Genomic DNA, 13,526 nt, shown 5'->3' with positions numbered 1-13,526 from the left:
CTGACATGGATACAGCCGCCTGGTCTGACGCTCACCGCGGGCCGCGCCACTACCGTCGACCCGTGACTGTGATCGCGCTAGAAAGCCTGAGCAAGCGGTTCCCCCGGGTAACCGCGCTTGACCGGCTCTCCTTGGACATCGGACCGGGTGTGACCGGTCTGGTGGGTGCCAACGGGGCCGGCAAGTCCACCATGATCAAGATCCTGCTGGGTCTGTCCCCCGCCACGGAAGGCCGGGCCACGGTGCTCGGGCTCGATGTCGCCACCAGCGGCGGCGCCATCCGCGAGCGCGTCGGATACATGCCCGAGCACGACTGCCTGCCGCCTGACGTCTCGGCCACCGAGTTCGTCGTCCACATGGCGCGCATGTCCGGACTTCCACCGACCGCGGCCCGCGAGCGGACCGCCGACACGCTGCGCCATGTCGGCCTGTACGAGGAGCGCTACCGCCCCATCGGCGGCTACTCCACGGGCATGAAGCAGCGCGTCAAGCTCGCGCAGGCGCTGGTCCACGACCCGCAACTGGTCCTCCTCGACGAGCCGACCAACGGTCTCGACCCGGTCGGCCGCGACGAGATGCTCGGCCTCATCCGGCGCGTCTACACCGACTTCGGCATCTCCGTCCTGGTCACCTCGCACCTCCTGGGCGAGCTCGAACGCACCTGTGACCATGTCGTCGTCATCGACGGCGGAACGCTTCTGCGTTCCAGTTCCACCAGCGACTTCACGCAGACGACCACCACCCTCGCGGTCGAGGTCACCGACACGGACGCGCACCCCGACGGCACCCAGTCCCTGCGCGAGGCCCTCACCGCCGCCGGACTCACGCTCCACGAGGGCATGGAGGAAGGGCTGCCCGGAGCGGGCCACATCCTGCTGATCGAGGCCAAGGGCGAGGAGACGTACGACGTCGTCCGCGACACTGTCGCCGGGCTCGGCCTGGGGCTCGTACGGATGGAACAGCGCCGCCACCACATAGCGGAGGTCTTCCGCCCGCAATCGTCCGCCGAAGGGGCCCAGCCGGGCCAGGGCGCCGACGAGGCGGATCACGCACTGCAGAAGGGAGGCGCCCGCGATGAGCACTGAGACCGAGGCCGGCACCGGGGCAGGCGCCGGAGCCACCCGGATCCACAACATCGGGTACCGCAACTACGACGGGCCGCGGCTCGGCCGCGCCTACGCCCGACGCTCCCTGTACTCGCAGTCCCTGCGCGGCGCGTACGGGCTCGGCCGCTCGGCCAAGTCCAAGGTCCTGCCGATGATCCTCTTCGCGGTGATGTGCCTGCCCGCGGCGATCATCGTCGCGGTCGCCATCTCGACCAACCTGAAGTCCCTGCCGCTCGACTACACGCGCTACGCGATCGTCACCCAGGCCGTCATCGGCCTCTATCTCGCGGCCCAGGCCCCGCAGTCCGTCTCGCGGGATCTGCGCTTCAAGACAGTGCCGCTGTACTTCTCCCGGCCGATCGAGCGGGTCGACTACGTCGTCGCGAAGTACGCGGCGATGGCCTCCGCGCTCTTCGTACTGACCGCGGCGCCGCTCGTCATCCTCTATGTGGGCTCTCTGCTGGCCAAGATGGACTTCGTCGACCAGACCAAGGGGTTCGGCCAGGGAGTGATCTCGGTCGCGCTGCTCTCGCTCCTCTTCGGCGGGATCGGCCTCGTGATGGCCGCGCTCACGCCGCGCCGCGGCTTCGGTGTCGCCGCGGTCATCGCCACCCTGACGATCTCCTACGGCGCGGTCTCCACCATCCAGGCGATCGCCTGGCAGACGGACGCGCTCGGCGCCGTCAAGTGGCTCGGCCTCTTCTCGCCGATCACGCTCATCGACGGCGTACAGACCGCCTTCCTGGGCGCCACCTCCGCCTTCCCCGGCGAGGCGGGGCCCTCGGCCGCCGTCGGCGTGATCTATCTGCTCGTCGTACTCGCGCTCGTCCTCGGCTCGTACGCCGTTCTCATGCGCCGTTACCGGAAGGTCGGGCTGTGACCACCATCAATATCGAGCACACCTCGCGCTGGTTCGGCAATGTGGTGGCCGTCAACGACGTCACGATGACGATCAGTCCGGGCGTCACCGGCCTGCTCGGCCCCAACGGCGCGGGAAAGTCCACCCTCATCAACATGATGGCCGGCTTCCTCGCCCCCTCCACGGGCACCGTCACCCTCGACGGGAAGCAGATCTGGCGCAACGAGTCCGTCTACCGGCAGATCGGCATCGTGCCGGAGCGGGAGTCGATGTACGACTTCCTCACCGGTCTCGACTTCGTCGTGGCAAACGCCGAACTGCACGGACTGGGCGCGAAAGCGGCCCGCGCGGCGCTCGCCACGGTCGAGATGGAGTACGCGCAGGACCGCAAGATCGCGACGTACAGCAAGGGCATGCGCCAGCGCGTGAAGATGGCGTCCGCGCTGGTGCACGACCCGTCGGTGCTGCTCCTGGACGAGCCGTTCAACGGGATGGACCCGCGCCAGCGGATGCAGCTGATGGATCTGCTGCGGCGTATGGGCGCCACGGGCCGGACAGTCCTGTTCTCCTCTCATATCCTGGAGGAGGTCGAGCAACTCGCCTCGCACATCGAGGTGATCGTGGCCGGCCGCCATGCCGCCTCCGGTGACTTCCGCAAGATCCGCCGCCTCATGACCGACCGGCCGCACCGCTATCTCGTACGGTCCAGCGACGACCGCGCGCTCGCCGCCGCGCTGATCGCCGACCCGTCCACGGCCGGTATCGAGGTCGACGTCGCCGAGGGCGCACTGCGCATCCAGGCGGTCGACTTCGGCCGCTTCACCGAACTGCTGCCGCGGGTCGCCCGCGAGCACTCCATCCGGCTGCTCGCGGTCTCGCCCTCGGACGAGTCCCTCGAATCGGTCTTCTCCTACCTCGTAGCGGCCTGAGCGGCCTGAAAGGAGCTGTGACGTCATGTACAACCCCACAGTCGCCCGGCTCACCTACCGGGCCCTGCTCGGCAGGCGCCGGGCCGCGATCCTCTTCGTACTGCCCGCGCTGCTGATCCTCATCGCGGCGGCCGTCCGCGGCTTCAGGGGACTGGACGACCAAGTCGCGTCCGATGTACTGGGCGGCTTCGCCCTCGCCACGATGGTGCCCCTGATCGGCGTGATCGCGGGGACGGGCGCGATCGGGCCCGAGATCGATGACGGCTCGATCGTCTATCTGCTGTCCAAGCCGGTGAAACGGTCGACGATCATCGTCACCAAACTGATCGTGGCGATAGCCGTGACCATGGCGTTCTCCGCGATCCCCACCTTCATCGCCGGCTACATCCTGAACGGCAACGGCCAGCAGATCGCCATCGCCTACACGGTCGCGGCGCTTGTCGCCTCGATCGCCTACAGCGCGTTGTTCCTGCTGCTCGGTACGGTCAGCCGGCACGCGGTGGTCATAGGACTGGTCTACGCGCTGGTCTGGGAAACCCTCTTCGGCAGCCTGGTGGCGGGCGCGCGCACGCTCAGCGTCCAGCAGTGGTCCCTGGCGCTCGCCCAGAAGATCGGCGACGGGACGACCATCACGTCGGACGTCGGACTGCCGCTGGCGGTGGTCCTGTTGGTGGGCGTCTCGGTGGTCGCGACCTGGTACGCGGGACAGAAACTGCGGACGCTGACGCTCGCGGGCGAGGAGTGAGCCGAAGGCTTCCGCCTGCCAACACGTCCTCTGACGTACGCCGTCGTTATGCCGCAACCCCTGCCCGATGGGTGGGGGTTGCGGCGTAACTGTACGCTTATCGGCTCGTTGTTCGGGGTGCGTGGAGGCAACTGGGATTCGTAGCGTCGAGCCTTTGTGAAACTGGGGATTGCCGGTGCCGGCTCGAAAGCCGCACCGGTCATTGAGTGAGTAGCCACCGTGAGCCGACCTCCGCCCCTGAAGCCCGGGGACAGGGCCGACCATCATCGGTTCTACAAGGGGAAGGCATTTCCATGCCACCTGAAGGTGCTCTGCTCGAATCGCGCACGATGCGCGACAGCGTTGGGGGGCGGGTCGAGGCCCTCGACAAGGTCAAGGCGCTGCGGCTGCTGCACGACGGCGTACACATCGCGACCGAGGGCGTCGCGCGCTACTTCGAAGTATCCACAGACGTCATCAGGCAGTTGACCGCGAGGCATCGCGCGGAGCTGTCCGAGAACGGGATGCATGTGCTGCGGGGCTCTGACCTGCGGGAATATCAGAGTGACAAGATGTCACTCTCATCCGGGGCCGAGGGAAGTTATCCACAGAGGCGTTCCAGCCTCACGCTCTACACCCGTCGCGCCGTCCTCAACATCGCGATGCTTCTGCGCGACAGCGACATTGCGCGATGTGTCCGCACCTATCTTCTCGACGCCGAGGAGGATTGGCGGAAGGGGTACGCGGACCTCGACCGGCGGGTCACCGACGTCGAGGCATGCCTCGGTGGGGTCGGGGTCGCCCTGCGGGAGTTGGGGCCGGTCCTGAACCGGATGTCGTATCGGCTCGACAGTCTGGACCGGCGGCTCGACGCCACCAACAGGGTTGTCGCCGCCATCAGTAACCGGCTGTGCGAGATGTCCGCGGACATCCACCGCGTGGACGCCCGGGTGGACGATGTCGTTCATCAGCTGAGGGATCTGCGGCGCGGGCGCAAGCGCCGCTGATCCTCCTGGGCCGGCCCGCGTCCGTCTGTGAACACACCCCCACGGGCGGGCGCGGGCCGAGCGCGGAGGCCGGGCCGGGCCGGGCCGCGAATATTCGGTGGCGCCGAACCGCCCGGCCGGTCAGAGTAGTTGTGTCACGGCACACACCACAGACCGGGAGCGGAACGCGGCGATGACCGGGAGGCCGAGTCCGTCGAGTTCCCACCGGGGCAGCACCGCGTAGGCACCGGAGTATTCATCACCACTCCGTGCGGCCGCCGGCGCTGCCCAGGGGCGGCCGCTTCGAGCGCGCATCCGCGCGGGCCGCCCCTTCCCGGAGGATTGGCCGAGTGGTAAGGCAACGGCTTGCTGAGCCGCAGCCGGGCGCAAGCCCGCGCGCGTTCGATCCGCGCATCCTCCGCCGACGTCCCTGTTCCTGCCTCTGGCCTCGTCCCCGCGTCCCGCCGAAGCCCTCGTCCCCGTCCGAACCAACAGCCCCTGGCGCCGTCTTCCGGATCAGGCCCGGCTCCGGCTCAGCAGCTTCTCCAGCACCAGCGCGATGCCGTCGTCCTCGTTCGACGCCGTGACCTCGTCCGCCACGGCCTTCAGCTCCTCGTGCGCGTTGGCCATCGCCACGCCGTGCCGCGCCCAGCCGAACATCGGGATGTCATTCGGCATGTCGCCGAAGGCGATCGTGTCCGCCGCCTTGACGCCCAGCCTGCGCGCCGCCAGCGAGAGTCCGGTGGCCTTGCTCAGGCCCAGCGGGAGGATCTCCACGACACCGGGGCCCGCCATCACCACGTCCACGAGGCTCCCGACGGTCGCCCGCGCGGCCTGTGCCAGCGCGTCGTCGTCCAGCTCCGGATGCTGGATGTACACCTTGTTCAGCGGCGCCGACCACAGCTCCGCCGGATCGTCGACCAGGACCGCCGGAAGCGGGCCTTCCTGCACCCGGTAGCCGGGGCCGACCAGCACATCGCCGTCGAGTCCGTCCCGACTCGCGGCCAGCGCCAGCGGGCCGACCTCTCCCTCGATCTTGGCGAGCGCCAGCCCGGCCAGCTGACGGTCCAGCGTCAGCGACGTCAGCAGCTTGTGCTCACCGGCGTGATAGACCTGCGCACCCTGGCCGCACACCGCGAGACCGTCGTATCCCAGGTCGTCCAGTATGTGCCGGGTCCACGGCACGGCGCGGCCGGTGACGATGATGTGCGCGGCGCCCGCCGCGGCGACGGCGGCGAGCGCTTCGCGCGTACGCCCGGAGACCGTGCCGTCCTCGCGGAGCAGCGTGCCGTCCAGATCGGTCGCGACCAGCCGGTACGGGAACGACGGCGCCGAGGAGAGCGCGGCGGAGGACGGCGACGGCGAGGGCACCGGCGCGGGCGCTGCCGAGGGTTCCGTGCTCACTTGGCGATCGGTTCCAGTACCTCACGGCCGCCCAGATACGGGCGGAGCACCTCGGGCACCCAGACCGAACCGTCCGACTGCTGGTGGTTCTCCAGAAGCGCCACGATCGTGCGCGGGACGGCGCACAGCGTGCCGTTCAGCGTCGCCAGCGGCTTGACCTGCTTGCCGTCCCGCATCCGGACGGAGAGCCGACGGGCCTGGAAGCCGTCGCAGTTGGACGCCGAGGTCAGCTCGCGGTACTTGCCCTGGGTCGGGATCCATGCCTCGCAGTCGAACTTGCGCGAGGCCGAGGCACCCAGATCGCCCGTGGCCACATCGATCACCTGGAAGGGCAGCCCGAGGCCGGTCAGCCACTGCTTCTCCCAGTCCAGCAGCCGCTGGTGCTCGGACTGCGCCTCGGCCGGGTCGACGTACGAGAACATCTCGACCTTGTCGAACTGGTGGACCCGGAAGATGCCCCGGGTGTCCTTGCCGTAGGTCCCGGCCTCGCGGCGGAAGCACGGTGAGAAGCCCGCGTACCGCAGGGGCAGCTTGTCGGCCTCGATGATCTCGTCCATGTGGTACGCGGCGAGCGGCACCTCGGACGTACCGACCAGGTAGTAGTCGTCCTTCTCCAGGTGGTACACGTTCTCCGCGGCCTGGCCGAGGAAGCCCGTGCCCTCCATGGCGCGCGGGCGGACCAGCGCGGGCGTGAGCATCGGGATGAAGCCGGCCTCGGTGGCCTGCGCGATCGCCGCGTTGACGAGAGCGAGCTCCAGCAGCGCGCCGACCCCCGTCAGGTAGTAGAAGCGCGAGCCGGACACCTTGGCGCCCCGCTCGACGTCGATGGCGCCCAGCGCCTCGCCGAGCTCCAGATGGTCCTTGGGCTCGAAGCCCTCCGCCGCGAAGTCACGGATCGTGCCGTGCGTCTCCAGGACGACGAAGTCCTCCTCGCCGCCCACCGGGACGTCGGGGTGGATGATGTTGCCGATCTGGAGGAGCAGCCGCTTGGCGTCCTCGTCGGCTTCGTGCTGCTCGGCGTCGGCGGCCTTGACGTCCGTCTTCAGCTGCTCCGCCTTCCTCAGAAGCTCCGCCTTCTCCTCCGGGGACGCCTTGGGGATCAGCTTGCCGAGCGACTTCTGCTCGGAGCGCAGCTCATCGAAGCGCAGGCCGGACGACCGGCGCCGCTCATCGGCGGAGAGCAGGGCGTCGACAAGGGCGACGTCCTCTCCACGGGCGCGCTGGGAGGCGCGAACACGGTCGGGGTCCTCACGGAGCAGGCGAAGGTCAATCACCCCACCAGGCTACCGGTGCAGGCTGACACCGCCCCACCCGATATCAACAGGCGTACCTCTTTGTCCTAATTGCCGGAATTGGTAAACCTGTCGGGAAAACCCTCGCCAGTTGCTCGGTGTTCGTCAATAAAGGGGATGCAATTCCCCGGAACGAGGCATTCCGATGTTGGCGTCTTGACTCACTTCCCTTGTGGGGCACGGGACTTGGGTCGCATGAGGGCGCATGTTGTCCACAGAAATGCACAGGGTTCCAGAGTTATCCACAGGCTGTGTGGGAGATCTGTGGATCAGTGGAGTGGTCGTCTCGGAAGTCACGGCCGGCCCGGAGAATTCTCTCCCCAAACCCGCTCTACACACTCATTCGGGTGGGAATTGCTCGCTCTAACGAGTTGATCACGGGAATTGAGGTGACGCGGGACTCCTCGGCATCCTGTGGACGGGCGGGGGGTGGCAGGAGCGATTTGTCGACTGTGCTGGCCGGTGTTGTCGACTTGTCCCCAGGGTGAGGGGTGAGCCTGTGGATAACTCTGCGATACATCCACAGGCCCCACGGCCCGACCAGAGGCCGGCACACAGGACAGGGCCTCAGGCGCGGCCGTCCTGGCTGCGCGCCAGCCAGTCCGACGCCTCGATGAACGCCGTATCCGAGGTCCCGGGCCGCAGCGGCGGCACATCGGCCGCGGACATCCCCGCCCGCGGGTACGAGCCGAGGAACCGCACCTTGGGGCAGATCCGCTTCAGCCCCATCAGCGCCTCACCCACCCGCCGGTCCGAGATATGGCCCTCGGCGTCGACCGCGAAGCAGTAATTACCGATGCCCGCGCCTGTCGGACGCGACTGGATCAGCATCAGGTTGACCCCGCGCACCGCGAACTCCTGGAGCAGTTCGAGCAGCGCGCCCGGGTGGTCCTCGCCCAGCCAGATGACCACCGACGTCTTGTCCGCACCCGTCGGCGCCGCCGGCCGGGCCGGGCGTCCCACCAGGACGAAGCGCGTCTCCGCGTTCTCCGCGTCATGGATCTCGGTGACCAGGGCCTCAAGGCCGTACGTCGCCGCCGCGAACTCACCGGCGAACGCCGCGTCGAACCGGCCTTCCTGCACCAGCCGCGCCCCGTCCGCGTTCGAGGCGGCCGATTCCCACAGCGCGTCCGGCAGATGGGTCCGCAGCCAGTTTCTCACCTGCGGCTGGGCGACCGGATGACCGGTCACCGTCTTCACATCCGACAGGTTCGTCCCCGGCCGTACCAGCAGGGCGAAGGTGATCGGCAGCAGCACCTCGCGGTAGATCATCAGCGGCTCGCCGGAAGCGAGCTCGTCGAGGGTCGCGGTGACCCCGCCCTCCACCGAGTTCTCGATCGGAACCAGTGCGGCCGCGGCCTCCCCGTTCCGTACGGCGTCGAGGGCCGCCGGTACGGACACCATGGGGACGAGTTCCCGCGTGGCGGATTCCGGGAGCGTACGGAGGGCCGCTTCCGTGAAGGTGCCCTCAGGGCCGAGATACGTGTAGCGCGTGGCCGACATACGGTCACCCTAATGCGCCGACGGCTCTTGTGGATCCGGCCTGATAAACCCCGAGGTGGGGGGCGCGCGGGCTCAGGACTCCAGGAGCCGCTGACCCACGTACTCCCCCTCCCGCGCGCCCCCGGGCACCGCGAAGAGACCGCTCGTCTCGTGGCGGATGAACGCCGAGAGCGCGTCCCCGCGGTCGAGCTTGCGCTGCACCGGTACGAAGCCCTTGAGCGGGTCTGCCTGCCAGCAGATGAAGAGCAGCCCCGCGTCCGGTGTCCCGTCCGGCGCGATACCGTCGTGGAAGGAGAAGGGACGGCGCAGCATCGCGGCCCCGCCGTTGGCCTCCGGCGTCGAGATCCGGGCGTGCGCGTTGCCGGGGATGACGGGCTTGCCGTCCAGTCCCAGCCGGTCCAGGTCCGGATCGGTCGTCTCCGTACCGCCCGTGAGCGGGGCCCCGTCGGACTTGCGCCGGCCGACGACCTGCTCCTGTTTGGCGAGCGTGAGCTTCTCCCAGTCGTCCAGGAGCATGCGGATACGCCGTACGACCGCGTAGGAGCCGCCCGCCATCCAGGACGGGGTGCCGGCCGGCGGTGCCGCCGGGACGAAGATCCGCCGGTCGAAGTCCGGCTCCGACGGCTTGGGGTTGCCGGTGCCGTCTATCTGGCCCATCAGGTTCCGGCTGGTCATGGGGTGGGGGGTGGCGCCGGGGGAACGGTTGAAGCCGTTCATCTGCCAGCGCACCCGTGCCGCCGTGCCCGCGTCCTTCTGGAGCGCCCGCAGCGCGTGGAAGGCGACGAGCGCGTCGTTGGAGCCGACCTGGATCCAGAGATCGCCGTTGCTGCGTGCGGCGTCGAGATGGTCGGAGGAGAAGGCGGGCAGCGGATCGAGGGCGGCCGGGCGCTGGGCGGTCAGGCCCGTACGGCCGAAGAAGGTGCGGCCGAATCCGAAGGTCACGGTGAGGGAGGAGGGCCCGGCGTCCAGGGCGATACCGGTGTCGTGGCCGCCGTCCGCTCCCGCGGCTCCCGCGCCGCCCCCCGCGGCCGGTTCGCCCGCCATCAGCGTCCGTGCCGTGTCCGACCAGCGGCGCAGCATCGCGGCGGCCTCCCTCCGTCCCGCGCCGGGGGCCAGGTCGAAGGCGATCAGATGGCCACGGGCGTGCAGGGGAGTGGTGATGCCGGGCTGGTGCGCGCCGTGGAAGGGGACGGAGTCCGTGCCGACGCTGGTCAGCGCGGTCGCCGGCGCGGGGCGGCTCGCCGCGTACGCGCCGGCTCCGCCGACCGCTCCGAGGGCGAGTCCGGTGGCACCTGCGGCGCCCGCGGAGCCGAGCAGCCGCCGCCTGGAGATCCCGGTGAGCGGGGCGTGCCCGGATCCCTCCTCGGGGGTCCCGTTCGCGGGGGTCCCGTCCTCGGGATTATCGCGGAGGTGCCGGGAGCGGCCGCCGTCGCGGCCGTTCCGGTTGTCGTGGTCCTGCCGGGTCGTCTCGCTCACGATGGGTCAGCCGATCTTCACGTTCTTGTCGACGGTTGTCTGGTCGATGTCGGAGGTACGAATGGTCAGCTGGAGCTGCCACTCGCCCGGCATCGGGATCTGTACGGCGTCCGCGCTCCAGTGTCCGGGAGCGAAGTGCTCGGGGACGATCGGCAGCGGACCGATCTTCTGGGCCGTGAGAGTGAAGGCGGCCTTCACCTCGGGCACGTCCAGCGGCTGTCCGTCCGGACCGTCGACGTAGATGTGCATCGCGTTGGCGCCGGAGCGGCCGGGGTCGAGGGTGAGCCGTACGGTGCCCTTGCCGTTCTCGCCGCCGGTGTCGAAGGGCAGCGTGAGGGCGAGGGGGCCTTCGGTCGCGGGCGCGGTGGCGGCGGCCGTGCCACCGGTCGCGCCGGCTTCCTGCTCGGCCGTACGGCCCGGCTCCGTGGAGGTCAGTACGGTCGTGACGGCGAGGAGCACCACGGCGACTCCGGCTTCGGCGAGTACGGAACGGCGTAGTCCGATTCGCCCCGGATCGGCATCGCGAATCCGCTTCTGGCGAGCTGTCGCCAGTGCCGCTCTCTGCCGTGCGAGCTGGGTAGCTCTCTCACTGTCAGCAACGACGGTCCTGTCACCCACGACGGTCGTCGCCGCGGCGGTCTCGGTTTCCTCACCGGTCTCCGATCCCGTCGCGGCTTCGGCCCCAGCCTCAGCCCCGGCCCCGGCCCCAGCCCCGGCCTCGGCTTCTGCCCGCTGCTCCAGCCGTCCCGTCCACCTCCGGGAGAACCAAGCGATACCGACCAGTACAGCGACGAGCCCGACCTTGACCAGAAGGAGTTGCCCATATGACGTGCCCCAGAGCGCCGACCACGATCCGACCTGACGCCAGGACTGGTAGAGCCCGGTCGCGGCGAGTACGACGACGCTGACGAAGGCGACGCGGGAGAAGCGCCGCACCGCCGCGTTGCCGAGGGACGGCGCCCGGTAGAGGGCGACGAGCAGCGCCGTGAGCCCGCCGAGCCAGGTCGCCACCGCCAGCAGATGCAGGACGTCCACCGGCATGGCGAGACCGGTCTGGATGCCGGTCGAGGCGTGCTCGGCGAGCGCCCACGTGCCGGCGATCCCTGCCGCGACGACCGCCCCGCCCACGGCGAGTCCGAAGGCGAGGTCCTTCCTCTCCTTGTTCTGCTCCTCGTTCTCCTCCCCGTCCTGTGGCGTCTCCCGCTTGGCGTACGCGCCGAAGAGGACGGCGACGAACAGGGCGGCGGCGCCGAGCAGCAGCAGCCGGGAGACGAGTGCCGCTCCGGTCTTGGTGGCCAGGACGTCCTGGAGTCCGCCGAGGTCGAAGGCGTCGCCCAGCTTGCCCGAGCCGGTGTACGGGGAGCGCAGAAGGAGCAGGACGAGCGTGGCGGCGGTGAGGGTGAGCCAGCCCTGCACGACGAGCCGTTGCAGGGGACGTACGGACGCGCCGCGCGGCCAGCAGCCGAGGATGAAGGCCGCGCCACCGATGAGGAGGATGAAACCGGCGTACGAGATATAGCGCGCGATGCCGTAGAGGGTCCCGACGAGTCCCCCGCCCGCTTCCTCGCTGGGCACGGCGGCCGTGGTCTTCGAGGGCGCTCCGATGGAGAAGGTGAAGGCGCCGGAGATGGGATGGCTGTCGGCGGAGACCGCCTGCCAGGCGACGATGTAGGTGCCGTCGGGCAGCCCCGCGTGGAGGCCGATGCCGTAGGCGACGGTGCCGCCGCTGCTCAGATCGCGGATCTTCCCGGTGTCCGCGCGCTTGTTGTCCGGATCGAGCACACGGATCGAGTTGTCGCCCATGGCGACCTGTTCGGAGAAGGTGAGGCTGATGTCCTTGGGAGCGGTGGCGACCACCGCCCCGTCCTCGGGGGTGCTCCCGGTCAGTGCGGCATGCGCCGACGCCGTGCCGGAGAGCACGGTGAAGACGGTGCCGAGAAGCACCGTGGCAACGAGCAGTAGCCGCACCAAGGGTGCGGATCCGAAGCGCGGGGCGGTGGCTGTCATGGCGTGTCAGTCCCTCATCGCTGGGCCGGGTTGTAGTTGATCTCCTTCACGGGAAGCTCGACCTTGATGGGGTCGGCCTTCTCGAAGTGCAGTTCGATGCCGATCTTCTGGCCCTGCTTCGGCTGCTCCTTGAGACCCATGAACATGATGTGGTTGCCACCACGCGCGAGGTTCAGTTCGCCGCCGGCCGGGATGTCGAAGTACTTCACCTTCCGCATTTTCTGGTTCTCGCTGCTGTGGATCGTGACGTCGTCGGAGATGTCGCTGGTGACGGAGGTGAGCTTGTCGGCGGCGCCACCGCTGTTGGTGACGACGAGGAAGCCCGCCGCGAGATCGCCGACAGGGCGCGGCATATAGCCCCCGCTGACCTTCAACTGGGGTGCGTTGCCCGGGGGTTTGGCGGAGGAGTCGGACGAAGAGCCGGAATCGGACGAGGAAGTGGACGAGGAAGTGGAGGAGGAAGCTGATGACGCCGAGGAGCAGCCTGCCAGCGTCAGCGCGGCGGTCAGGCCGACGGCGAGAGCGGGAAGGGTACGGCGGTTCACGGGTTCTCACCCCTGATGAGCTTCGGCAGGTCCTTGGCGTAGTCGTCCGAGGAGGCGTCCTCGCCGTAGAGGACATATCCGCCGTCGGTCTTCGGTGAGAACGCGATGACCTGCGCGCCGTGCATCGAGACGACGGTGCCGTCCTTCTCCTTCTTGGGCGCGTCGATGCCGATGCCGAGCTGACGCGCGCCCGCCTGGATGGTGGGGAAGTCGCCGGTGAGTCCGACGAAGGACGCGTCGCCCGCGCTGGCCAGCCACTTGCCGAGTTCGGCGGAGGTGTCCCGCTCGGGGTCGGTGGTGACGAAGACGACCTGGAGCTTGTCCCGGTCGGCCTTGGGCAGCGATTTACGGGCGATGGCGATGTTGCTGATGGTCGTCGGGCAGACGTCCGGGCAGTTGGTGTAGCCGAAGTAGATGAGCGTCGGCTTGCCCTTGGTCGCCTCACGGAAGTCGTACGACTTCCCCTTGGTGTCCTTCAGGACGAGGTTCGGCTTCTTGAACGGTGTGTCGAGCACGGTCGCGGCTTGGGTCTTCGGCTGGGCGGAGATATCGGCGACGGGCTTCGCGGAGTCGTCGCCGCCACCGCCGCAGGCGGTCAGGGTGAGTGCCAGGGCCGCGACGAGAGCGGCGGCGGAAGCCACCGTCTTCGTGCGGGAGGTCACTGTCTTCGTGCGCATGGGGAAATTTCCTGGTCG

The 13,526-nt window shown here is 69.1% G+C and carries 12 protein-coding genes and 1 tRNA gene; 6 read left to right on the top strand and 7 right to left on the bottom strand.

Annotated elements, in window-relative coordinates:
• Window positions 1-68 precede the first annotated feature (68 nt).
• From ACZ7LS_RS23955 to ACZ7LS_RS23930, 6 genes are all read left to right on the top strand, one after another.
• Complete coding sequence (locus tag ACZ7LS_RS23955; protein WP_382666627.1) at window positions 69-1,085, top strand: ABC transporter ATP-binding protein; 1,017 nt, start codon at window positions 69-71, stop codon at window positions 1,083-1,085.
• Entirely contained in the window at window positions 1,075-1,986 is a 912-nt protein-coding gene (locus ACZ7LS_RS23950) for an ABC transporter permease (RefSeq protein WP_382522437.1), read from the top strand. The genes ACZ7LS_RS23955 and ACZ7LS_RS23950 overlap by 11 nt, the downstream gene beginning before the upstream one ends.
• The gene (locus ACZ7LS_RS23945; protein WP_382522440.1) at window positions 1,983-2,894 is read left to right on the top strand and encodes an ABC transporter ATP-binding protein; all 912 of its coding nucleotides are present in this window, start codon (window positions 1,983-1,985) and stop codon (window positions 2,892-2,894) included. The genes ACZ7LS_RS23950 and ACZ7LS_RS23945 overlap by 4 nt, the downstream gene beginning before the upstream one ends.
• Before the next feature lie 25 nt (window positions 2,895-2,919).
• On the top strand, window positions 2,920-3,639 hold the full coding sequence (locus ACZ7LS_RS23940) for an ABC transporter permease (RefSeq protein WP_382666461.1): 720 nt from the start codon (window positions 2,920-2,922) through the stop codon (window positions 3,637-3,639).
• A gap of 293 nt (window positions 3,640-3,932) precedes the next feature.
• On the top strand, window positions 3,933-4,625 hold the full coding sequence (locus ACZ7LS_RS23935) for a hypothetical protein (protein WP_385130905.1): 693 nt from the start codon (window positions 3,933-3,935) through the stop codon (window positions 4,623-4,625).
• Between the two features lie 315 nt (window positions 4,626-4,940).
• A tRNA-Ser gene (locus tag ACZ7LS_RS23930) sits at window positions 4,941-5,025 on the top strand.
• A 95-nt stretch (window positions 5,026-5,120) separates the two neighbouring features.
• Here the strand turns inward: ACZ7LS_RS23930 and ACZ7LS_RS23925 are convergent.
• The 7 genes from ACZ7LS_RS23925 to ACZ7LS_RS23895 form a co-directional block, all read right to left on the bottom strand.
• Window positions 5,121-5,975 carry an HAD family hydrolase gene (locus tag ACZ7LS_RS23925; RefSeq protein ID WP_385131000.1) on the bottom strand — a complete coding sequence of 285 codons (855 nt, stop codon included), beginning with the start codon at window positions 5,973-5,975 and terminating at the stop codon, window positions 5,121-5,123.
• Between the two features lie 29 nt (window positions 5,976-6,004).
• Window positions 6,005-7,282 carry a serine--tRNA ligase gene (gene serS, locus ACZ7LS_RS23920; protein WP_382522449.1) on the bottom strand — a complete coding sequence of 426 codons (1,278 nt, stop codon included), beginning with the start codon at window positions 7,280-7,282 and terminating at the stop codon, window positions 6,005-6,007.
• A gap of 585 nt (window positions 7,283-7,867) precedes the next feature.
• Entirely contained in the window at window positions 7,868-8,803 is a 936-nt protein-coding gene (gene pheA / locus ACZ7LS_RS23915; RefSeq protein WP_382522452.1) for a prephenate dehydratase, read from the bottom strand.
• A gap of 72 nt (window positions 8,804-8,875) precedes the next feature.
• Window positions 8,876-10,135, bottom strand: coding sequence for an iron uptake transporter deferrochelatase/peroxidase subunit (gene efeB / locus ACZ7LS_RS23910; protein ID WP_385130996.1), 1,260 nt, complete (start codon window positions 10,133-10,135; stop codon window positions 8,876-8,878).
• Between the two features lie 150 nt (window positions 10,136-10,285).
• A complete protein-coding gene (locus ACZ7LS_RS23905) occupies window positions 10,286-12,286 on the bottom strand; it encodes a copper resistance protein CopC (protein ID WP_385130901.1) in 2,001 nt (666 codons plus the stop codon).
• Between the two features lie 14 nt (window positions 12,287-12,300).
• Window positions 12,301-12,831 carry a copper chaperone PCu(A)C gene (locus tag ACZ7LS_RS23900; RefSeq protein WP_385130898.1) on the bottom strand — a complete coding sequence of 177 codons (531 nt, stop codon included), beginning with the start codon at window positions 12,829-12,831 and terminating at the stop codon, window positions 12,301-12,303.
• Window positions 12,828-13,508, bottom strand: coding sequence for an SCO family protein (locus ACZ7LS_RS23895; protein ID WP_382522461.1), 681 nt, complete (start codon window positions 13,506-13,508; stop codon window positions 12,828-12,830). Before ACZ7LS_RS23895 ends, ACZ7LS_RS23900 begins: the two co-directional genes overlap by 4 nt.
• Window positions 13,509-13,526: the final 18 nt, after the last annotated feature.

The sequence above is a fragment of the Streptomyces sp. NPDC039430 genome (assembly GCF_055639435.1).
This window is presented reverse-complemented; position numbering and strand designations above follow the sequence as displayed.

Excerpts from the sequence above, each read along its gene's own strand:
- ACZ7LS_RS23950 (WP_382522437.1), top strand. The coding sequence starts at position 1,075 with ATGAGCACTGAGACCGAGGCCGGCACCGGGGCAGGCGCCGGAGCCACC.
- ACZ7LS_RS23940 (WP_382666461.1), top strand. The coding sequence starts at position 2,920 with ATGTACAACCCCACAGTCGCCCGGCTCACCTACCGGGCCCTGCTCGGC.
- ACZ7LS_RS23935 (WP_385130905.1), top strand. The coding sequence starts at position 3,933 with ATGCCACCTGAAGGTGCTCTGCTCGAATCGCGCACGATGCGCGACAGC.
- pheA (WP_382522452.1), bottom strand. The coding sequence starts at position 8,803 with ATGTCGGCCACGCGCTACACGTATCTCGGCCCTGAGGGCACCTTCACG.
- ACZ7LS_RS23905 (WP_385130901.1), bottom strand. The coding sequence starts at position 12,286 with ATGACAGCCACCGCCCCGCGCTTCGGATCCGCACCCTTGGTGCGGCTA.
- ACZ7LS_RS23895 (WP_382522461.1), bottom strand. The coding sequence starts at position 13,508 with ATGCGCACGAAGACAGTGACCTCCCGCACGAAGACGGTGGCTTCCGCC.